This is a genomic window from Rhodococcus sp. UNC23MFCrub1.1 (assembly GCF_000686025.1).
Taxonomy (GTDB): Bacteria; Actinomycetota; Actinomycetes; order Mycobacteriales; family Mycobacteriaceae; genus Rhodococcoides.
In genome coordinates, this window is record NZ_JMLQ01000007.1 from 18,179 (window position 1) to 37,166 (window position 18,988).

Annotated in this window: 18 protein-coding genes and 2 pseudogenes; 7 read left to right on the forward strand and 13 right to left on the reverse strand. The window is 68.4% G+C overall.

The window, feature by feature from the left end:
- Nucleotides 1-2: 2 nt before the first annotated feature.
- Entirely contained in the window at nucleotides 3-359 is a 357-nt protein-coding gene (locus BR07_RS0116360) for an SRPBCC family protein (RefSeq protein ID WP_027506360.1), read from the forward strand.
- A 48-nt stretch (nucleotides 360-407) separates the two neighbouring features.
- On the opposite strand, the gene BR07_RS26320 is transcribed toward BR07_RS0116360, so the two are convergent.
- From BR07_RS26320 to BR07_RS0116375, 3 genes are read right to left on the reverse strand one after another with little or no spacing between them, the layout of a single operon-like run.
- Complete coding sequence (locus BR07_RS26320) at nucleotides 408-1,109, reverse strand: TetR/AcrR family transcriptional regulator (protein ID WP_155957068.1); 702 nt, start codon at nucleotides 1,107-1,109, stop codon at nucleotides 408-410.
- A 14-nt stretch (nucleotides 1,110-1,123) separates the two neighbouring features.
- Nucleotides 1,124-2,776: an FAD-dependent oxidoreductase gene (locus BR07_RS0116370; RefSeq protein WP_027506361.1), complete on the reverse strand. Its 1,653-nt coding sequence runs from the start codon at nucleotides 2,774-2,776 to the stop codon at nucleotides 1,124-1,126.
- 4 nt (nucleotides 2,777-2,780) lie between these two features.
- On the reverse strand, nucleotides 2,781-3,752 hold the full coding sequence (locus BR07_RS0116375; RefSeq protein WP_027506362.1) for an AurF N-oxygenase family protein: 972 nt from the start codon (nucleotides 3,750-3,752) through the stop codon (nucleotides 2,781-2,783).
- 376 nt (nucleotides 3,753-4,128) lie between these two features.
- On the opposite strand from BR07_RS0116375, the gene BR07_RS25065 reads away from it, so the two are divergent.
- Together BR07_RS25065 and BR07_RS25070 are read left to right on the forward strand one after the other, a co-directional pair.
- The gene (locus BR07_RS25065; RefSeq protein ID WP_155957069.1) at nucleotides 4,129-5,802 is read left to right on the forward strand and encodes an EAL domain-containing protein; all 1,674 of its coding nucleotides are present in this window, start codon (nucleotides 4,129-4,131) and stop codon (nucleotides 5,800-5,802) included.
- Between the two features lie 17 nt (nucleotides 5,803-5,819).
- Nucleotides 5,820-6,632 (forward strand): annotated as a pseudogene (locus BR07_RS25070) (SDR family oxidoreductase).
- 37 nt (nucleotides 6,633-6,669) lie between these two features.
- Here BR07_RS25070 and BR07_RS0116390 read toward each other — a convergent pair.
- Nucleotides 6,670-7,851 (reverse strand): RtcB family protein, encoded by a 1,182-nt coding sequence (locus tag BR07_RS0116390; protein ID WP_027506363.1) that lies wholly within the window; start codon nucleotides 7,849-7,851, stop codon nucleotides 6,670-6,672.
- Nucleotides 7,852-7,931: 80 nt separating this feature from the next.
- Here BR07_RS0116390 and BR07_RS25075 point away from each other — a divergent pair, with 80 nt between their 5' ends.
- Both BR07_RS25075 and BR07_RS0116400 read left to right on the forward strand, forming a co-directional pair.
- Entirely contained in the window at nucleotides 7,932-8,573 is a 642-nt protein-coding gene (locus BR07_RS25075; RefSeq protein ID WP_037186278.1) for a class I SAM-dependent methyltransferase, read from the forward strand.
- Nucleotides 8,574-8,660: 87 nt separating this feature from the next.
- Complete coding sequence (locus BR07_RS0116400; protein WP_027506364.1) at nucleotides 8,661-9,536, forward strand: type IV toxin-antitoxin system AbiEi family antitoxin domain-containing protein; 876 nt, start codon at nucleotides 8,661-8,663, stop codon at nucleotides 9,534-9,536.
- 40 nt (nucleotides 9,537-9,576) lie between these two features.
- Here the strand turns inward: BR07_RS0116400 and BR07_RS0116405 are convergent, their stop codons facing one another.
- The 5 genes from BR07_RS0116405 to BR07_RS0116425 form a co-directional block, all read right to left on the reverse strand.
- On the reverse strand, nucleotides 9,577-10,584 hold the full coding sequence (locus BR07_RS0116405; protein ID WP_027506365.1) for a FecCD family ABC transporter permease: 1,008 nt from the start codon (nucleotides 10,582-10,584) through the stop codon (nucleotides 9,577-9,579).
- A complete protein-coding gene (locus tag BR07_RS0116410; protein WP_051613492.1) occupies nucleotides 10,581-11,603 on the reverse strand; it encodes an ABC transporter substrate-binding protein in 1,023 nt (340 codons plus the stop codon). The genes BR07_RS0116405 and BR07_RS0116410 overlap by 4 nt, the downstream gene beginning before the upstream one ends.
- A gap of 171 nt (nucleotides 11,604-11,774) precedes the next feature.
- Nucleotides 11,775-11,942: a hypothetical protein gene (locus tag BR07_RS0116415; RefSeq protein WP_155957070.1), complete on the reverse strand. Its 168-nt coding sequence runs from the start codon at nucleotides 11,940-11,942 to the stop codon at nucleotides 11,775-11,777.
- A gap of 99 nt (nucleotides 11,943-12,041) precedes the next feature.
- Nucleotides 12,042-12,200, reverse strand: a complete 159-nt coding sequence (locus BR07_RS27035; RefSeq protein ID WP_155957071.1) for a hypothetical protein — start codon at nucleotides 12,198-12,200, stop codon at nucleotides 12,042-12,044.
- Between the two features lie 70 nt (nucleotides 12,201-12,270).
- Entirely contained in the window at nucleotides 12,271-14,217 is a 1,947-nt protein-coding gene (locus BR07_RS0116425; protein WP_442970355.1) for a CocE/NonD family hydrolase, read from the reverse strand.
- Between BR07_RS0116425 and BR07_RS27890 the strand changes: the two are divergent.
- Nucleotides 14,171-14,302, forward strand: a pseudogene (locus tag BR07_RS27890) (hypothetical protein); the annotation flags it as partial. The gene BR07_RS0116425 and the pseudogene BR07_RS27890 sit on opposite strands and share 47 nt — an antisense overlap.
- A gap of 76 nt (nucleotides 14,303-14,378) precedes the next feature.
- Here the strand turns inward: BR07_RS27890 and BR07_RS0116430 are convergent.
- From BR07_RS0116430 to BR07_RS0116445, 4 genes are read right to left on the reverse strand one after another with little or no spacing between them, the layout of a single operon-like run.
- Complete coding sequence (locus tag BR07_RS0116430; RefSeq protein WP_027506369.1) at nucleotides 14,379-15,677, reverse strand: hypothetical protein; 1,299 nt, start codon at nucleotides 15,675-15,677, stop codon at nucleotides 14,379-14,381.
- Nucleotides 15,674-16,093 (reverse strand): hypothetical protein, encoded by a 420-nt coding sequence (locus BR07_RS0116435; protein ID WP_027506370.1) that lies wholly within the window; start codon nucleotides 16,091-16,093, stop codon nucleotides 15,674-15,676. The genes BR07_RS0116430 and BR07_RS0116435 overlap by 4 nt, the downstream gene beginning before the upstream one ends.
- Nucleotides 16,090-16,269 carry a hypothetical protein gene (locus BR07_RS0116440; RefSeq protein ID WP_027506371.1) on the reverse strand — a complete coding sequence of 60 codons (180 nt, stop codon included), beginning with the start codon at nucleotides 16,267-16,269 and terminating at the stop codon, nucleotides 16,090-16,092. The genes BR07_RS0116435 and BR07_RS0116440 overlap by 4 nt, the downstream gene beginning before the upstream one ends.
- Nucleotides 16,266-18,185: a hypothetical protein gene (locus tag BR07_RS0116445; RefSeq protein WP_027506372.1), complete on the reverse strand. Its 1,920-nt coding sequence runs from the start codon at nucleotides 18,183-18,185 to the stop codon at nucleotides 16,266-16,268. The genes BR07_RS0116440 and BR07_RS0116445 overlap by 4 nt, the downstream gene beginning before the upstream one ends.
- 111 nt (nucleotides 18,186-18,296) lie before the next feature.
- Here BR07_RS0116445 and BR07_RS25080 point away from each other — a divergent pair, with 111 nt between their 5' ends.
- Nucleotides 18,297-18,980 (forward strand): TIGR00266 family protein, encoded by a 684-nt coding sequence (locus BR07_RS25080; RefSeq protein ID WP_051613494.1) that lies wholly within the window; start codon nucleotides 18,297-18,299, stop codon nucleotides 18,978-18,980.
- Nucleotides 18,981-18,988: the final 8 nt, after the last annotated feature.

Sequence of the window (18,988 nt, forward strand, 5' to 3'; positions counted from 1 at the left end):
GCATGGACGAGGTCGTGACCCGACGGAAGAACCAGCCACCGCCCCGACATGTGGTCTTCGACGATCTCGCGCATCCGGGTCGAGAGACCAGACGACCGTGGTTGCACCTGCTCGATGACGAGACGCTTCCGCGCGTCATCGAGTCCGAGCCGCCGTCGCTGATCGTGTGGTCGTCGCTCTGGCCGGCGAGACCCGATGCTCTCATTCGATTCGACCTGGCCGACGGTGGCGCTGGGACGAACCTCCGGTGGACATTGCTCCTCGACCCACCGCGCCCGGACGACGACGCCGTTCGCAGCTTGCGCAAGCGCATCGACAGGCTGATCAATGGCAACCTCCGCCATACCTACGGCCAGTGACCGACCGGTGCGGTGGACGGGAGCGTGCGAGCAACCATGACGCCGGGATCAGGGGCCGTCCAGCACCCGCTCCAGCGGCACGTTCGGGATCGTGATCCCCCTCGACGCGCCGAGGCCGGTGATCTGCAGCCAGATGGTGTCGGCGAGGAAGGCGGCGAAGGTGTCGAGATCGACCGAATCCTCCTGTGCGCGCCACGTTCTCACCGCGCCGACGCAGCCGGAGATGAGGCTCGACACCCACGGTCCGACCAGGCGCAGGTCGTCGTCGCCCAGGTCGGCGTCGACGAGGGCGAGGAATCCGCCGACGGCCACCTCGATCTTCTCGGCGACGCGGGCGATGGTGCTCTGCAGCGGTGATTCGGACGATCCGGTGACGTTCTGCTCGATGACGTACGTCCAGGTGGGGTGGGCCACCACCCAGCGCACGTACGAGTCGACCACCCGTTGCACCACCGAGCGTGGCAGACCCTCGAGTGTCACCGACGCCGTCAGGGTGTGTTCCAGCTGCTCACAGATGGTGCGCTGGATGGCGACGTCGAGGTCAGCCCTGTCGGCGAAGTAGCGGTAGATGCCGGTGCGATGGATGCGCGCCTCGTCGGCGATCTGCTGCGCCGTGACCCACTCCCCCGGATGCACGCCCCGCTCGAGCACGTCGAGGGCAGCGGCGATCACCTGACGGCGGCGGTCGGCGTTGTGCTGATCCCACCGTCGCCTCCGGCCGTCACCGGAGGTGGTGCGCTCGGTGCTCATCGCACCGAAGCATCTCACGTACGCAGTAGTCTCCGCGGAGCCCTGACGTTCACACGTGCCGCGACGGCCTCCTGATCGAGCCGATCGACGATCTTCACGCGCGGCCGACCGTTCCGTCGACCGAGAGCGAGCTCCTCCGTATCCAGCCGGCGCCATGCCGCCAGGTCACCCGCCCGCGGGATCGCCGCTGCGATCAACTCGTCGGGCGTGTGGTGCGGCTCGGTGATGTCGGAGTCCAGGTGGTCGAGCACCGCCTCCGCCGTCTCCTGCGCGCAGGTCTTGTTCGTGCCGATGAAGCCGCGCGGACCGCGCTTGATCCACCCGACGACGAACACACCCGGCGCCACCCGCCCGCGATCGTTCGGCACGGTGCCCGTGCGCTCGTCGAACGGGAGCCCGGGCAGACCGACACCGCGGAAGCCGACCGACCGCACCACCAGGCCGGCGTCGAGGACGTACTCGTCGGACGTCGGGACGGCGACGACGGCACCGTCAGCACCCTCGACCAGGTCGTTCCGGGCGACGCGGACGCCGGTCACCCGGCCGTCCCGGCCCAGGATCTCCACCGGCGACACCGCGAACGTGAGCACGATGCGACGGCGCGTGGCGTCCGTCGATCGCGGCCGAGCAGCCAGCTCCGCGAGCAGGCGACTCCGCTGATCGTCACCCTGCAGCTGCGCAGGATCCGCCTCGACGATGACGTCGACATCGGTGAGCGCGGCGAGCCCCATCAGTTCGGGCACGGTGAAGGCCGCGTCGGCCGGTCCGCGTCGGCCGAGAATCTGCACCTCTCGGATCTGAGAACCCCGCAGCTGGTCGAGAGCGTGCGGCGCGATGTCCGTTCTCTCCGATAGCCATTCGGTGTCGCGAGTGAGCATGCGCGCGACGTCGAGGGCGACGTTGCCGTTGCCGACGACGACGGCGCGCTCGTGATCGAGCGTGACGGCGGCGTCCCGATGGTCGGGATGGCCGTTGTACCAGCCGACGACGTCGGTGGCCGCCACGGAGCCCGTCAGGTTCTCACCGGGAATGACGAGCAAGCGGTCGGACGACGCGCCGACGGCGAACACCACCGCGTGATAGACCGACTGCAGTTGCGCCACAGTGACAGTCGTTCCCACCTCGGCGCCCAGCACGTAGCGGAAGCCGGGCTCGTTCTCGATCGCCTCGAAGAGGTCGGTGACCTTCTTGGTGGTCGCGTGGTCGGGTGCGACGCCGTGCCGCACCAGGCCGTGCGGAGTGTGGAGCTTGTCGTAGACGTCGACCGACGCCACCTCGGGATGCTTGAGCAGCTCGTCCGCGGCGTACAACCCGGCAGGCCCCGCACCGATCACCGCGACGCGGAACGGGCCACCGCGGCGCAGACGTCGTTGCGGCGCAACGAGAGCCAGCGGAGTGCGGTCCGCGTGCGGAGACCGCTCGAAGTACTCCGCGTTGAGGGCCGCGTACGGAGCGGTCTCGATGGTCAGCTTCGTATCGGGGACGATCGCGCCCACCGGGCACGCCGTCACACAGGCACTGCATCCCACGCATGTCGCCGGGTCGATGAACAGCATGTCGGTGGTCCCGAACCCGGGCTCACCCGGCGCGGGGTGGATGCAGTTGACCGGGCACGCGAGGACGCAGGACGCGTCGGCGCAGCACGTCCCGGTGACGACGTGGGGCATCGAATCAGGCCGCGGCGGAGGCGGGCTCGCTGCGGAACCGCGACGGGCGTCCGTCGATACGCAGACTCGTCCACAGACGCTTCGAGACGCGGTTCATCAGGCCCATGTCCTCGGACAGCTTGCGGACGTCACCGAACATGTCGCGCAACGTCTTCGCGGAGGCCTCGTTGTCCCACCACACCTCACGCACCACTTCGGGCGGGATTCCGAGCTCGCGCTGCACCTGCTTGCTGGGCTTCATGATGACGTCGCACAGCACGCGCATGATGATCGGCGTCGCGATGGACATCGCGAACCGCTGACGTCGGGACAGCTTGGGCGCGCGGTGCTCCAGGTACTGGTGCGCGAAGCCGATGTGCCGCGCCTCCTCGGCGACGTGGATCTGCATGATGCGCGTCATCAACGGGTGCTGCGATGCACCGGCGCGCAGGATCGACTTCTGCGCGTGGTCGATGGGCTCCTCGCCGGCCAGCACTCCGACGAAGAAGCCGAACGGCAGCGGGCCCGCGAAAAGGGGAAGAAGAGGGCCGGCCTTGCGGAACCACCTCGGGCCACCGGGCACGGCGACCCCGATGCGGTTCACCAACTCCTGGAACATCTGGGTGTGGTGGCACTCCTCCGTCGCCTCGTGCGTGGAGTAGCGGAACTCCGGCGAGCCGTTCGGGAGCCGCAGCGCGTAGTTCATGATGCCGGCGATGAGCACCTGCTCGAACTGCAGACCCACCTTGAGAATGTTGGCCTGCCGGTACATCCCGACCGCGATCTGCCGATCGAGAGGGAGCGACCGGTACCACTCGGTGTTGCCCAGCGGATCGGCTGCCGGGAGCACCCAGCGGGGATCGTCGGCCACGATCGCGTAGTGCGGATCGTCCCAGGGGATGTCGAGGAAGGCATCGAAGTGCTGGTGAACGGACGCCTCGGACAGGGTGCGCAGCGTCTGCTCGTACTCGGAGCGCGTGTCGGATGTGATCGTCATGGCGTGAACCTCCGTGAGTGCCGGGCCGACTTGGTGCGACAGGCTGTTGCAGTAAAAGTTACTGCAACTCGGTGTACCACGCAAGCAGTGAGCCGTCGCGAATTGGTACAACGAACGTTGTCATCATGGCCGAAATCAGGCCATTCTCGGTTGTTGCATTCACTCGGTATCTATTCTTCGATCATCGGGTACCGTTTGCCCGTCCTTGCGAACCGCAGCTCCGAATACCGGGAACTCGACCTGTCCTTCTCCTCACTGCCGCATCGTTCGTCGGGGGTCGACGCGGCTCGACGAACGAGAGTGTGTGTTGCCCGTACGTCCGATCCCGACCGCTGACCACGCCGCGGCACGCCTCGAGTACCCGAGCGTGCCTGCGATGCGTCTCGTCGTGTTGACGCTGGTCATCATCGTGGGCCTGGCCGGGATCACCTGGGGTCTGTCACCGCAGTTCGACAGGACGTCCTTCGTCATCGTCGCCGTGGCGGCGCTGACCACTCTTCCGTCCGCGTTGCTCATCTACCTCTACGGGCGGAACCTCCGCTACTCGATCCCTTTCGTCGTCTACGCCGACATCGGCATCACCGTCGTTCTGTTCGCCTCCCGGTCGCCGTTCGACGCCCTTCCCGGCGTAGTGCTGCTGATGCTGGTGTCGTTGTTCGCGGGTGTGTACGTCTCCGGGCGGATCCTGGCGGCCCAACTGGCATTCGCCGCGGCGATCCTCGTCGTGCTGTCCGTGCTCTCGGTACACGACGGTGTCCCCGGCTGGCTCGTTCTGTCGCGAGCGCTCACCCTGCTCACCGCGGTCATCGTGCCGATTCTGCTCAAGATGCACGTCGACTTCCTCACCGACAAGCTCGAGAACAGCCGACGCGACAGCGTCAGCGGCCTGCTCAACCGTCGCGGCCTCGACGGCGCCGTCGCCCGGTTCGATGTCCCCCGCGGAGTCGAGCAGACCCTGGGCACGGCCGTCGTCCATCTCCGCGACTTCGTGCAGATCGAGCGACGCCTCGGCCGCGCCACGAGCCACGACCTGGTCGCCGAGACATCGAGTCTCCTCACGGACGCGTTTCCCGACGCCATCGTGGCCCGGACCCAACCGGGCGAATTCGCTTGTGTCTGGCTCGGTTCCGCGGACGACGTGGCCGAGCGGCTCGCCGCGGCGCGCGCCCTGGTGGAGTCGACCCGCCTGCGCAGCGCCACCGTCAGCATGACCTGCACCAGTTCCACCGTGCCGGTCGACTACCGCACCACGGTGACCGTCGCGCTCGGCAAGACCCTCACCGCCGCCGCGTTCCTGCAGTACGGCGACGCCGTGGCTCCGCGCAGCAACCACCACGTCGCCGAGCTGATCGCCGACGGCGGGCCCGCCATCGTCTTCCAACCCGTATTGTCGGTGTCGACGGGTCGCGTCATGGGCTACGAAGCGTTGTCCCGCTTCCCTTCCGGGCACGGCACCACCCAGAGCTGGTTCCTCGACGCGGCCGCCGACGGCCTGCAGATCCCGCTGGAGCTCGCTGCTGTCCGACGCGCCGTCGCGGCGTCCCGAGACCTCCCGACCGACGTCTTCCTCGCCGTCAACGTCTCGGCGACCACCATCGTCGCCACCGACCTGGTGCCGATCCTCGACGAGGCCGCCGAGTGCCGACGCGTCGTCGTCGAGATCACCGAGCACGACCTGGTCAGCGACTACACCGCACTCGGCGCCGCCCTCGATCATCTGCGCGACGAGGGCCTGTCCATCTCCGTCGACGACGTCGGGGCCGGCTACTCCGGTCTCCGTCAGCTCGTCGAGATCAAGCCCGACGTCCTCAAGCTCGACGCCTCGATCGTCCGCGGCATCGACACCGACCCCATGCGCCGCGCCGCCGCCAGCGCCCTCACCACCTTCGCGGCCGCCATCGGTGCGGAATGCGTGTACGAGGGCATCGAGACGCCGCAGGAGCTGGAGTCGGCGCGCAGCCTCGGTGCCGACATGGTGCAAGGGTTCCTGCTGGGGCGCCCCACCTCCACTCCGATCCTGAGCCGTCAGAACGGCATGAACGCCCTCTGAGCGGGTATGGCCCGGCCATGACGACACCAGGTTCCGACTTCGTTCCCCGCACCGCCGTCGTGACCGGCGGCGACTCCGGCATCGGCCGCGCGGTGGCCGTCGCGTTGGCCGGCGGCGGCCTCGACGTCGGGGTGACCTACAACCGCGACCGCGAGGGCGCCGAGGCCACCGTCGCGGAGATCCGCGCGCTGGGGTGCAGCGGGTTCAGTGCCCACATGGACCTGACCGACCTCCCGGGCGCCCCGTTCGCCGTGGACTCACTGGCCAGTGAGCTCGGCGGGATCGACGTGCTGGTGAACTGCTCCGGCACGGGGACCGCCACCTCGTTCCTCGACCTGGACTTCGACTAGTGGCGCACGGTGCTGTCGGTGGACGTCGACGGCGCGTTCCCGTGTGGACAGCACGCCGCACGGTTGATGGTGGAGCAGGGTCACGGCGGGCGCATCGTCAATGTCACCAGCGTGCACGAACACCTGCCCAAGGTCGGTGCGGCACCGTACTGCGCCGCGAAGGCCGGTCTCGGCGGACTGACGCAGGTGATGGCGATCGAGCTCGCGCAATACGGCATCACCGTGAACTCGGTTGCACCGGGCGAGATCTCGACACCGATGACCGGTCAGACCGACGAGAACCCCGAGAGCAACCCCCGGCCGGGTGTCCCGCTCGGGCGTACCGGCGACGCACGTGAGATCGCCTCCGTCGTCGCGTTCCTCGCCGGCCCGACGTCGTCGTACATGACGGGCGCCTCCCTCGTCGTGGACGGCGGCATGGCCCTGATGGGGCCGCAGGCCGTCCAGTTCGTGAGGGACGACGCCTGGCGGAGCGTGTGACGTCCGATGGCCCTGCACTGCAGGGCCATCGGGGTCGTCAGGTGCCCTTGACGTTCATGATCTGGCGGAGCTCGTGGAGCACCGTGACCAGATCGCGAGCATCCTCCATCACCACGTCGATGGACTTGTAGGCATCGGGGATCTCGTCGATGAACTCGGCCGAGTCCCGGTACTCGATCCCCACCATCCGCTCACGCAGGTCGTCCTGCGTGTAGCGCTTGCGCGCCTCGGTCCGGGAGAACCGCCGACCCGCACCGTGCGGAGCCGAGTGCAGACCGCTCGCGCTGCCCTTGCCCTCGACGACGTACGACCGCGTTCCCATGCTGCCCGGAATGATGGCCCGCACACCCTCGGCCGCGTGGACGGCGCCCTTACGGGTGAGCCACACGTCCTTGCCGGCATGCTTCTCCGGCCGGGTGTAGTTGTGGTGACAGTTGATTCGATCCGACTCGACACTCGTGTCGGTACCGGCCCGATGCACGAACTGGTGCAGGAACCGATCCATCATCTCCGCCCGGTTGAGGTACGCGAACCGCTGCGCCCACGTCAGATCCGCGATGTACCGATCGAACTCGGGCGTGCCCTGGGCCAGGTACGCGAGGTCACGGTCGGGCAGCTGGATCCACCACTTCTCGCACATCTTCTGCGCGATCGCGATGTGCTTCTTGGCGATCTTGTTGCCCACCCCTCGCGAACCCGAGTGCAGGAACAGCCACACCCGGTCCCGCTCGTCGAGACACAGCTCGATGAAGTGGTTGCCACCACCGAGAGACCCCAGCTGCTGACGCCACTTCGGCGAGTGCGACAGGTCCACCCCGCTCTTCTCTGCCAGTTCCTCGAGCTCCGCGATCTTGGCAGCGGTGAACTCGAAGCGGTCGAGGTGCCCGTTGTAGTTGCCGGGCGAGAGGGGGATGACACGCTCGACGTCCTGACGCAGCTGCGCCAGGTCGAGGTCCGTGATGTCGCTGTGAGTCAGCGTCGTCTCGACGCCGATCATCCCGCACCCGATGTCGACGCCGACCGCGGCGGGGATGACCGCGCGCAGTGTCGGAATGACCGTGCCCACAGCGCTTCCCATTCCGGGGTGCGCATCGGGCATCAGGGCGACGTGGGGGTGGATGAACGGCATGGCCGCGGTGCGACGCGCCTGCTCCAACGTGGCGTCCTCGATGGCCGAGGCCCAGTTGAGCAGCCGCGTTCCCGCGCCTGTCGGTGGCATGGTGATCTCCTTCGTTGTCGGTGAGTCAGTGACGGTACGAGGTGTGGGTACCTCGGGGCCAGGCAATTACGCTGTCCCGCATGCACTCGGAGTACGACGCGATCGCCCCGGACTACGCGGCCGCCTTCGCCGACGAGCTCGGCTCGCGCCCCTTCGACCGCGGGTTCCTGTCGTCGTTCGCTCGCTCGGTACGGTCCTCGCGCGGCACGACGGTGCTCGACGCCGGGTGCGGGCCCGGCCAGGCGGCACGCGAGCTCGCGGGTGCCGGCCTCGACGTCCTGGGCCTCGACGCGTCGCGCGGCATGATCGCCGCAGCATCGGGGCCGGCCTCGTGGGTGGTGGGCGACATGACCGCGCTCCCCCTGGCCGACGGTTCTGTGCACGGCGTGTGCGCCTGGTACTCGATCGTGCACACCCCCACCGCCGATCTGCCCGCTCTGTTCTCCGAGTTCCGCCGCGTCACCGTCCCGGACGGCTGGCTGCTGCTGGCATTCCAGACCGCCGCACCCACCCGCGAACTGCGCACCGCGTTCGGGCGGGACGTGCACCTCGACTACCTCCGCCACGACGTCGACGAGGTGCAGTCGCTGCTCATCGACAGCGGGTACGTGCTGCACCGGGACGCCGTGCGATCCGCTCACGGCACGGAGACGGCGGCGCAGGCGTTCGTCGTCGCGCGGGCACGCGATCACCTCGTGGAGCCGCCGCCGCGGGGGTGTTGATCGTGGATGTCAGACCCCGGTTTCCGGGGTCCTGGTTCCACTATTGCTCCCGGGATCCCCGGTGGGCCCACGCCCGTCCAACAGTGCGTGGACGAACTGGACAGATTCGCTGGTCGGCACGACGGCGTCATCAGCCGGGCGCAGGCCCTGGCACTGGGGCTGTCGTCCACTGCGCTCGAACGCCGCGTGTCCGCAGGACGCTGGACCCGCATGGCTTCGGGCATCTACATGCCGGCAGGTCAACCGGTCACCCAGCAGGCGATGGTGCGCATCGCGGTGCTCCGATGCGGTCGCGGAGCACTCGCGAGTGGGCCCACCGCCGCATGGTGGCTCGGGCTGCTCGAGCGGCCGCCCGCCCACTCCTGGGTCACCATTCCGCGTGCTCGGCGCTACCTCGATCGGTCGGTCACCGTGCGACGACGCGACGTTCCCGCAGTCGACGTGGCGGTGGCCCGTGATCTCCGCGTCACCGGCCTCGCTCTGACTGTGCTGGAGACCGCGGTGATCCTGGAGGAGGCACGACCCGGCGACGGAACTCAGTTCCTCGACCGCGCACTGCAGACCCGCACATCACTGGACCGGCTGCGGAGTGCCCACGCTCGCAACCCCGGACGTGTCGGCAGCCCTCGCGCCGCGGCGATGCTCGTGCACGCCGCGACCGGCGGCGAATCCGAGGCGGAGCGAATCTTCCTTCGACTGCTGCGCACCTTTCGCATCACGGGATGGGAGTGCGCCATGCGATCGTGCGGCTACGTGATCGACGTGGCCTTCGTCGACCGGCGGGTGTCGATCGAGATCGACGGCTGGGCGTATCACCGCACGGCCGAGCGCATGGCACACGACGCGGTGCGTCAGAACGCGCTCGTGAACGACGGCTGGACGGTACTCCGGTTCACCTACCACCGGCTGATTCGGGAGCCCGATGCCGTGATCGCCGAAGTGCGTCGAGCACTGCGTCGATAGTGGAATCGGCACCCCGGATTCCGGGGTACAGATTCCACTATCAGCGTTTTCCACGCAACAGGATGATCGCGAACGCCGGCACACCCACGAGCGCCGTCACGACCCCCACCGGAATCTCCTGCGGTGCGAAGACGCTGCGCGCCAGGGTGTCCGCCCACACCATGAACACGGCACCGATCGCCATGGACACCGGCAGCACGCGGTGATGGGCGGTGCCGACGAGGATGCGAGCCGCGTGCGGGATGACCAGCCCGACGAATCCGATGGCTCCCACCGACGCCACGATGGTCGCGGTCATCAGTGCAGTGACTCCGAGCAGGACGACGGACAGGCGGAGCATCGAGACACCGAGCGCGCGGGCCGTGTCCGATCCCAGCGTGACCGCGTCGAGCGACGGCGCCGCCACCACGCACGCCACCGCCCCGATCCCGACGGCGCCGGCGCACACCGCGACATCGCTCCACCCGGCACCGGCGAGCGAGCCCAGCAGCCAGAACAGCACCCCGCGCGTCTGCTCGGCGTCGGCAGAGGACAGCACGATGAACGAGGTGAGGGCCGAGAACAACTGCGTACCGGCCACTCCCGCCAAGGTCACCGGCCCTGTTCCACCGCCGGCGCCGGTGGCCAGCATCATCACCAGCACGAAGGACACGAGAGCACCGACGAAGGCGCCGGTCGACAGCGACAGTGCGCCCGCACCCACACCGAGCACCGCCACCGACACCGCGCCCGTCGAGGCACCGGACGAGATGCCGAGAACGAACGGATCCGCCAAGCGGTTACGCAGCAGCGACTGCATGATCGCGCCACACAGCGCCAGGCCGCACCCGCAGATCGCCGCGAGAAGTGCACGGGGAAGCCGCAGTTCCCAGACGATGCCGTCCTGGATGCGGCTGACGTCCGCCGGCGGGCCACCGAGATGCGCGACGACGACGGCGACCACGTCGGGCACCGTCACGTTCGCCGGGCCCAGCGCGATGGACACCGCCACCGACGCGACGACCGCCAGCAGCGTGGCCACGACCGCCAGTACCGGTCGCACCCTCACCCGTTCGACCACTCCTGCAGTGCCGCAGCCACTTTCTCGATACCGTCGATGGTCCGGATCGACGGATTGAGGTCGGCACCGTTCACGACGATGTAGCGCTTGTCGATCACCGCCTGCATGCGACTCGTCACCGGGTTGCTCTCGAGGAATGCGATCTTGCTCGCCAGCGCGTCACCGTCGATGCTGCGCCGGCTGAGGTCGGCCAGCACGAGTGCGGAGGGGTTGCGGTCGGCGACACTCTCCCAACTCACCTGCGGCCATTCGTCCTTCGTGTCCGCGAGGACGTTGCGCACGCCCACCGCGTTCGAGATGACACCGGACGCTCCGCAGCACCCGGCCATGTAGGGAGCAGTGGTGTCGGCGAACCAGTACGCGAGCGACGCCTCCGACACCGGCGTGGATGCCGCGTCGTAGCGCGTTCGCAGCTCGTCGACGAGAGCATCCCCTCGGTCGCGCACATCGAAGATCGCCGCGAGATCGCGCACCTCCTCGAACACCGTCTCGATGCTCAGTGGCTCGTCCCGGGCACCGTCAGCGTTGACGCTGGTGGCCGACTTGCCGATGCAGTCCGTCGGCGACAGGTAGGTCGGGACGCCGAGGGCATCGAACCGGTCGCGGTCCGCGACTCCACCCTCTCCCAGCGTTCCGCCGAACGACGCGGTGACCAGATCGGGCTCGGTGTCCAGCACCACCTCGAGCGAGGGCTTGTTGTCCGCCAGCCGAGGAACCTGCGCGTCGGCGTCCGCGAGGTCGGCCCGTACCGGGTCGGTCCAGGTGGCGGTACCGACCATCCGATCTTCCAGCCCGAGGGACAGCAGAATCTCGGTGGATCCCTGGTTGAGGGAGACGGCGCGCTGCGGCGGCGCGTCGATGGTGACGGTGCGGCCGCAGTTCTCGAGGGTGACGGGATAGTTGCTTCCAGCCTCGGCCGCAGCCGTCGTGGTCGGGCCGGTGGAGCATCCTGTGGCGAGGAGGCCGACTGTCGTGACGACAGCGGCGATCGCGAGGCGTGGGGTCATGTTCGGTTGTGCCGTCCTGCTGGGAGCCCGTGCGCGGAGCTTCGAGGGTGGTGCCGGACAGCAAGCGATCGGACTTCGAGCCGAAGCTCGTCACCGTTGCGCGCCAGTCCCGGAATCGCACCGGGTTCCCTCGCTGAACGACTGTTCGAGGGTCACTCTAACGGTCGGTCGTCAGGCCGCCGAGTCGCGGCGGTGTTCGGGAGTCGACTCCTGCCGACGCGCGTCGCGCTCGTCGCGCTCCGCCTTGCGGACGGCGCGACCGATCCAGACACCGATGAGGACCGCCATGAGAAGCCACGCGACCGCGATGCCGACCACGAGCATCCAGCCCGTGGTCACGAGCGGGTCCCGAGGTGGTGCGGTGTCGTCACGACGAGTTTTCGTCACGGCCATTCGCGAGGATTGCCGTGCTCGATCACAATCCGATCTCGGCCCCCATCACCTCGTGGGAGCGAGTGGCGCGTCACCGTCGACGTCGTGTGCATGCTCGACATCCTCCTCGACGTCGGCCACATGGATGGCATGGCCGACTCGGACGCCGAGAACGACCGACACCACCATCCAGACGGCCACGAAGCCGATGACGAACCACCACATGTCACGAAGTGTTCCACCGATACCGGCGACCGAACCGCCTGCGAGGACGCGACATGGTCACGGTATCCGCTCAGTTCACATACGGAATGTTCACGAAGCTGGGGTTCGCGGGGTCGAGTTGCACGTGCTGAGGTGCCAGCGCGGAGTCGACGAGCATCGGCCCCAGTGGCAGGTAGCGCGGCACGCTGGCGGCGTAGACGTCGATGCGGATCCGGTGGCCCGGCGCGATCACGGCATCCGTGGGGAGCAGGTTGATGTCCACCGTGGTCGGGACGCCGGGCACGAGCGGCTGCCGGCTCGCGAGCGTGAGCGCCGGCTTCGCGTCGACGTAGTCGCCGTTGGCCGAGCGGGTGCTCTTCGCCTCGTCGATCTGGCGCAGCGATGCGGTGAGAGCGCCGTGGCTGATCGGGGTGGACGTGCCGTCCGGCGCGACGTCGTTCATCGTCGCGGCCCAGAAGCCGTCGGGCCGATCGAGCACCGTGTTGAGATGCAGGTTGGTGGCACCCGAGATCTGGGTGGGCTTCTCGGCCGGCGCGCTGGTGAACGTCAGGGCCTCGGCTTCGTTGAACCGGGAGTCCTTCGTGCACACGGACCCCAGGATCGCCGCCGCACCCGCAGTACCGACCGCGGCGTCGCGAGAACAGACCCCGCGCAGCCCGGGAGCAACGGTGAGGCGCGCGGTGTCGGACGTCGGCGACGAGGACAGCGAGCCGTCATGGAGGCTGTGCCCGGCGGTGCCGCTGGGGGCGGCAGAGAGGTAGGTGCGCTGAGACTGCGCTCCGGCCCGGGGGAACTGGTCGGTGGTGGTCCACCCGCCGCCCTGCTGGAACAGCGTCACGGGGCCGTACTTCTCGACACCGTTGTCGACGCCCTTCAGCCAGTGGTCGAACCACGCGCGTTCGAGTGCATCGAGTCGCGGCGGGTTGCCCGGGCGTCCGAAGCCCGCACCCGGATTGACGTGGTAGCCGTCGCCCATGATCAGCTGCTTGCGTCCGGGCGCGACCGGGATGTCGTTGTAGATGCGCGGCTCGCTGTTGGTGAAGATGTCGTGCCAGCCGCCGTAGACCATGGTGGGCACCTCGATCTGCGACAGATTTGCGGATCGATCCGCGTAGAACTGTCCGTCCTGGGCGACACCGAGGGTCTCCGGCCGGATGTCTCCGATGGTCGGCGCCGTGAAGGCGTTCGCGAGTTCGGGGATCAGGATCGCCGGATCAGCCAGTCGATCGGCGAGCCACCGAGTGTCGAACTGCCCCTGCAGGATCGACTGCACGTTCGGGACGAACTTCAGCACGTTGACCAACGTGAGCCACAGCGGCATGAACCCGACACCCAACGCGCCGCCGGTACCCACGATGTCGCGCAGCAGGTCGTTGCCGGGCTCGACCGGGAAGATGGCCTTGAGCGCCGGCGGACGCAGCGCCGCGGCCTGCACGGAGTTGATGGCCGAGTAGGAGATGCCCGACATGCCGACCTGACCGTCGGACCAGGACTGCCGTGAGGTCCAGTCGATGATCTCCGCCGAATCCTGTTGCTCGCGTGGACCCAACACGTCCCATGTGCCCTGCGAGAACCCGGTGCCGCGGGCGTCGACGACCACCTGGGCGTAGCCGTTCTGGACGAGGTTCCGGTTGACGGCGAAGATGCGCAGGCCCCCGCCGTCGACCGCCTGCGTGAGATCGGTGATGCCGTCGAACGGCGTACCCGCGAAGTTGAGGCTCGCCAGGAAGTCGAGCACCGGCTCGCTCACTCCGGGGATCTGCTGGATCGAGTCGATCAGGTTGCCCACGAGCTTGGTGTACGGCGTGATGTTCAGGACGGTCGGGAGGTCGGTCTCCACCGGGCGACCGGACGCATCGGCGGGCCGGTAGATGTTGGCCTGCAACACCGTTCCGTCACTCATCGTGATGGGGACGTCCCAGTCGATGGCCACCTGCGGGTACTGCGGCGGCGCATCGGCCGCGGCGGTCCAGGCGACGGCGTCCGCGCCGCCGGTGGGATCCGCCGTGGCCGGCACCGCGGTACCGGATGCGACGAGGAGGGCGACGAGAACGCCCGAGATGACCGTGGAACGACGCCGCACACGAGCCCCCATGCTCTGATCGGCACCCTCCCCTGTGATGGGCGCCACTAACCTACCGGACGGTAACCTACGGTCACGGAAAGGTCAACGACCATTCATGCACCGAACAACAAGAAGAGACCGAGGAAGGTGTACAGCACCATCACCAGCATCAGTGCCAGTTCGCCGAGCAGCGCATCCTTCTTCGGTAGGAGCCGCAGAGCCGCGTCGTGCGCCAGTGTCACTCCGACGATGTGCCCGATCACCACGCACAGCACCGTTATGGACGCGACCACCGACGGGTGCGAGGACAACGCGTAGTTCACCGACGCGTCCGCGATGCCGAGCGGATTCCATCCTCGGTCGAACGGATCGAACAACGTGAAGACGCTCTGCTGACCTTTCTCCACGAGATAGGTGAGGTAATGGGCGAAGAAGTACCCGACGACGATCGGGATCAGCGAGTGCGCCAACAGACCGGGCAACTGCGCGCGACGCTCCCTCGTCACACCGCCGGTGGTGCGCGCCGCGAGCCAGAACACGGTGCCCACCAGTGCGACACACGCCAGCACGCCGGCCGTGCGGATCAGCACCGGGTCACCGAGGTCACGCGCGAACGACTTCCAACTCGGCGTCTGCGCCAGCGAGTCGAACGCGGTGGAGCCGAGCAGCGTGGCCGTCACGGCGACGGTTCCGCGTCGTACGGGGAGGGTGGCGGCGCCGTCGAGCGGGTTGCGCACCACGAGGGCGCGTGACTCCCTGTCGCGCGCCAGGATCGACAGCCGCGCCACGGTGTCACTGAACACCTCGAACGGATCCGCGCGCGCGAACCATTCCTCGCCGAAGATCAGGGCGCCGCCGAGCAGGACCACCACGTACAGCAGACACCAGGTACGCACGGCGGCAACCGAACCGGGATCACTCGACGCCAGTTCGAGCCACACGAAGGCCAGTAGGCCCAGCACCGCCGGGACCACCCCGATGCCGTCGGGCAGGGTCCGCGGCCGGCCGTGCGGCAGAACGCGATACAGCGCGCGGACCGGGGACACGATGCGCCACACCGGCCCGAAGACCAGCGATGCCGGGACCAGCCCGACCCACACCAGCACGTAGAACACGCCGAGCAGCGCGTTGGATGCATCCTGCGGACCCAGCACCGACGCCGCACCGACCCACACGGCCAGCGCCACCGACGCGGTGCCGACGACGCCCCGGAACGCGGCAGCGTCCACGAGTCGCGCCAGCGGCGTCCGGACCAGGTGTCGATCGGGCGTCAGACGCGGAGTCTTCCACGCCAACAACAGGACCGCGAAGGACGCTGCCAGCGCCCAGGCGCCGCCGATGAGAGCGTACGTCACCGGGATCGGCAGGTCGGTCGACCCGCCGAGACCGTGCGCGAGGAGCTCGCTGCTCACGACCGGACGAGCACCGTCGCCACGGTGACGTCGGCCTCGTGCAACTCGATGTCGACCGAGCCCGGCACGTCGACCGTGAAGCGGAACTGCTGATCGTCACCGACCGCCACCGGGAAGCTGTGCTCCGGAACGGAATGCACGTGGATCTCGTCCTCCGCGTCGCTGGACACGGTCACGAGGATCTCCTCGCCGACCCTGCCCTCGAGACGCTGGTCGACCGGGGTGACCTCACCGCCCGCGATGGAGACGTCGAGCGTGGTGGTCGGCGTGATGCGCGGAATATTCGCTGCCCCTACCGATATGGACGGTGCCGGTGCAGAGGAATCCCGCTCGAGCGTCGCCTCGGTCTCCGGCTCCGCCTGTGCGCAGCCAGCCAGCGCCAGTACCGCCAGCCCGACCACCACTACCCGCCTCACTCCGTGCCCTCCCTCTCGTTCGCGTCCTTCAGGTCGTTCTCCGCCCGCTCGGCCCGCCGGTCGCGCACGACGATGACGATCACCACGAGAGCGATGAGCACTGCGGGGATGACGGCTGGAAGTGCCAGCACGACAGAGTGATCCGCGAGGTAGATCACGTTCGGATCGGGCGTCATACGCGACTGCGCTCCTTGCTGCCCTTCGTCGCGGTGTTGCCGGGGGTGGCCAGGCTGATGCGCGCGGCGCCCCAGGACAGCGACCAGATGAGGGCCAGCGAGCAGGCCAGCACCACGAGGCACGCCGCCGTGAACAGCCACGCCGGGTGGTCGAACGAGCGCTCGCGCTGCAGCAGCTTGGTCTCGTACTGGAATTCGCGGGTGAACTCGGTGGTCGCGGGGACCTCCTCGGCGCCGATGCCCTCGTCCGCCGCCATGAAGATGGGCGCACCGGCCATGGTGCGGCCGTCCTGGATGCGCAGGAACGTCTTCCACGTCCCGTCGACCGGCATGGCACGCGTGGAGCGGTACTCACCCGGGCCGGTGCGCTCGAGGTTGTCGACGACGAGTCCGTGCAGCGAGTCGCCTGCGCCCTGCCAGGCGAGGATGGAGACCCACTCGGGATCGTCGGACACCAAGTCGCTCGGGTCGATGCTCACCGTGGCGGTGACCATGCGGAAGCCGTCCTCGCGGGGAGCGTCGGTGAGACTCACGGTCGCGCTCGCGCCCTGCGGAACGTCGATCATCAGGCCGTTCGCGACGCTGCCGCCGAGCACCAGCACCATCGCGACGACGATGGAACGCCGGACGGCGGGACGCGGGAGTCCGTCACCGCTGAGCGCCTGCGCGAAGAGACCCGCGGTGAGACCGACGACGAGGCCGGCGGGGATGCAGGTGGCGAGCGCCTCGACCCACATGCTGTTCGGCCACGGGTAGAGGAAGACGGCGTCGACCCACATGGACTCCAGGTACAGGCCGACGGTGCCCACGGCGACACCGGTGACGGCACCGAACAGGAGGCGGCGGTGGACGAGAGTGGTCAGACCCATGATCTCGACGACCACGGCCATGCCCAGGTAGAGCGTGAACACGCTGTGCGGCTCACCGAGGACGGGACCGACGATCAGCGCGGTGATCTCGCGGATCACCGCGGCGAAGGCGACGGCGAACAGAGCGGATCCGCGGCCCACCATCAGGCGGGCGGCGATGAGCGCGAAGGCGCCGGCAGCCGTCATGAGCAGCGGCTGGAAGACGAGGCGGAACTGTTCGACGCCGAAGTCGTACTCGATCTGGAAGACGGACAGGCCGATGACGAGACCACCGAAGGCGGAGCTGCGCATGAACCAGGTGATGATCGAGCGCTTGCGCGAGTCGACGGCCTGCGCCGGGTCCGCCGTCGTCTCGCCGTCGGGCTCACCGGCGGTGGCGGCGGTGGTCACGGCGGTGGAGGCCATCGCGACGCGACCCTCGTGCTCGAGCAGCAGCACGCCGACGAGCGAGAGCCCGGCGCCGCCGATGAGCATGAGGTGCGTCGGTCCCCACAGCGTCACGTCCTGGCCGAACATGCGGTGCCAGATGTCGTCGAGCGGGAAGCCGATGAGCGCGTACAGGCCCGAGCCGGCGATGAGCAGCCCGCCGGTGGGGGCGTACCAGGTCCGGGTGATCTTGATGGCTGCCGGACCGGGCTTCTCGTCGCGCGGCAGGATGATCGCCAGCGCACCGGCGATGAACAGGAAGAACAGGCCCACCAGGATGAAGTAGTGCGCCGGGTTGGCCAACGGGCCCTCGTCGCGACCACGTCCGATGTGCAGGCTGACGTCCCAGATGAAGCCGAAGAACGCGGTGAGGATCGTCGAGATGAACATGACGAGCGGCAGCGCCACCCACCCGGGGCGGTGCAGCTTCTCGCCCGCGTAGTCCGCGAGGCGCTGCAGCCACGTGATGCGCCTCGTCCGGTGCATCACGGCCAGATACAGCAGGAACAGCGAGATGACACCGGCTGCCGCGGTCATGCCGAAGACCTGATCGAGCGCGGCGCCGCCACCGGCCGGCGCCTGTGCGATCAGGTTACTCGAGGTAACACCTACATTGTTCACGCATCGGATTATGTCTGTAACCGGGCGTCGACACCAGAGCTACCCGAAAGTAATTTCTCGGGCACTCTCACGTGCCGCGCGCGGCGGTCGTCGCTGCTCTATCGTCTGCGCATGGACGTCGAACTCCGGCACAACCCCTCCAACACCGTCGCCCGATGCCGCCTCGCGCCACGGGAATCGCTGAACACCGAGGGCGGGGCGATGCTCGCGTGTTCGGCCGGTGTGGACATCCGGAGCAGCACCCCGGGCGGATTCCTCGGCGGACTCAAACGCAGCGCGCTGAGCGCCGGATCCTTCTACGTCACCACGTACACGGCACCGGACCAGGGCGGCTGGGTCGACCTGGCCGGCAAGCTGCCCGGCGACGTCATCACCGTCGACGTCGCCGACGGGCAGGAGTGGTTCGTGGGCCACGGTTCCTGGCTCGGCAACTCCCCCGACGTCACCGTCGACCCGCAGTTCGGCGGAATGAAGCAGATGTTCGGCGGCCAGGGCGCCTTCGGCTACAAGGCGTCGGGACGCGGGCACGTGCTGCTGGGTGTGTACGGCGCCATCGACGTCATGGACCTCGGTCCCGGGGAACGCGTCACCATCGACACCGGTCACGTGGTGGCGTACCACCTCGCGATGACGTTCGACGTGCGTCGAGCGGTACAGGGGAAGACGATGCAGACGCTGAAGTCCGGCGAGGGGCTGGTGTTCGACTTCACCGGTCCGGGCCGCGTCCTGCTGCAGACCAGAAACCCTCGCGAACTCGAACGGCTCATCGACGAGAACCGGCCACGCTCGAGCTGATCGTGGAA

Excerpts from the sequence above, each read along its gene's own strand:
- BR07_RS27035 (WP_155957071.1), bottom strand. The coding sequence starts at position 12,200 with ATGTGGTGGTTCGTCATCGGCTTCGTGGCCGTCTGGATGGTGGTGTCG.
- BR07_RS0116410 (WP_051613492.1), bottom strand. The coding sequence starts at position 11,603 with ATGACCCCACGCCTCGCGATCGCCGCTGTCGTCACGACAGTCGGCCTC.
- BR07_RS0116375 (WP_027506362.1), bottom strand. The coding sequence starts at position 3,752 with ATGACGATCACATCCGACACGCGCTCCGAGTACGAGCAGACGCTGCGC.
- BR07_RS25075 (WP_037186278.1), top strand. The coding sequence starts at position 7,932 with ATGCACTCGGAGTACGACGCGATCGCCCCGGACTACGCGGCCGCCTTC.
- BR07_RS0116440 (WP_027506371.1), bottom strand. The coding sequence starts at position 16,269 with ATGACGCCCGATCCGAACGTGATCTACCTCGCGGATCACTCTGTCGTG.
- BR07_RS0116370 (WP_027506361.1), bottom strand. The coding sequence starts at position 2,776 with ATGCCCCACGTCGTCACCGGGACGTGCTGCGCCGACGCGTCCTGCGTC.
- BR07_RS25065 (WP_155957069.1), top strand. The coding sequence starts at position 4,129 with ATGCGTCTCGTCGTGTTGACGCTGGTCATCATCGTGGGCCTGGCCGGG.
- BR07_RS25080 (WP_051613494.1), top strand. The coding sequence starts at position 18,297 with ATGGACGTCGAACTCCGGCACAACCCCTCCAACACCGTCGCCCGATGC.
- BR07_RS0116360 (WP_027506360.1), top strand. The coding sequence starts at position 3 with ATGGACGAGGTCGTGACCCGACGGAAGAACCAGCCACCGCCCCGACAT.
- BR07_RS0116390 (WP_027506363.1), bottom strand. The coding sequence starts at position 7,851 with ATGCCACCGACAGGCGCGGGAACGCGGCTGCTCAACTGGGCCTCGGCC.
- BR07_RS26320 (WP_155957068.1), bottom strand. The coding sequence starts at position 1,109 with ATGAGCACCGAGCGCACCACCTCCGGTGACGGCCGGAGGCGACGGTGG.